This is a genomic window from Yersinia alsatica (assembly GCF_902170305.1).
Lineage (GTDB): Bacteria > Pseudomonadota > Gammaproteobacteria > Enterobacterales > Enterobacteriaceae > Yersinia > Yersinia alsatica.
Genome location: NZ_CABHWW010000037.1, coordinates 1 through 903 on the forward strand (window position 1 = coordinate 1; position 903 = coordinate 903).

Sequence of the window (903 nt, forward strand, 5' to 3'; positions counted from 1 at the left end):
CGCCAAACATCGCGGTTAATGACTCATCAACCCGCAACAAATTGAGGGTGAACTCAATGCGCCGGGCGCTGCCATCTTCAAAAAACAGCGCACCGGTCTGGCTCAGGCTCTCAATGACAAACATGCCGTAAATCATGCCACTACCCTCGACCAGCGGCCATGCTTTGCCTTGGTCAGCCATTGCCTCAAGGGTCAGCAAAGACAGACGGCCGCCGGTCAGCTCCGGCAGCAACACCCCGGACAGGGTGATTTTTTCATTATCGACGCCAAGATATTGCGCGGACGGGCGCAAGCCTACCCGGCTGTTGGTCGGCCAACGGTAATCAATGTTGCGCGCCATGCTTTGGTAAGGCGTGGTCTGGCGCATAAACACAAATAAGCCCAGCGATAACATCATGATTAATCACTCTCCATCTGACCGCGCTGGCGGGCGCGTTTAGTGCGTTCATTTTTGGCAAGGGCATCTGTCATCATGCGTTCGGCATCCTGTCGGCTCATGCCCGGCGGAATAGTTATGTTGATATCGTTGGTGGTCACACTGCTATCGACTATGGTGGTGCCGGTATTGGCGGTGACCGGCTGATAACCGCCATACAACACGCCGCCACTCGGTGAATAGCCCCCCGCGTAAGGGTTATCTTTCGGGACTTTATCGGCCAGCCCGTCTGATTTTGTATCAATGATCCCGAGCTTTTCCAGTACCCAGTCAATGCCACTGCGCAGGGTATTCAGTGCATTCATCGGCAGACTCAGCGCTGCCGCCAGCCCCTCGCCAAATAACTTGCCCGCATTGGTCGCTACAGCCAAGGTTTCCTGCGTGGCTTTCACCGGTTTAATCAGGTCAGCGAACCAGTTGGCAAGCTGTTTTACCTTGTCGCTAAACCAGTTAAACACCGGTTTAAG

1 protein-coding gene and 1 pseudogene are annotated in these 903 nt (G+C 54.6%); both read right to left on the minus strand.

The window, feature by feature from the left end; genetic code table 11:
- Positions 1-397, minus strand: a 397-nt coding sequence (locus FTA96_RS21390) for a phage tail protein (protein ID WP_145574849.1), incomplete at its 3' end; no start/stop codon positions are given.
- Positions 398-399: 2 nt separating this feature from the next.
- Positions 400-903, minus strand: a pseudogene (locus tag FTA96_RS21395) (phage tail tape measure protein); the annotation flags it as partial.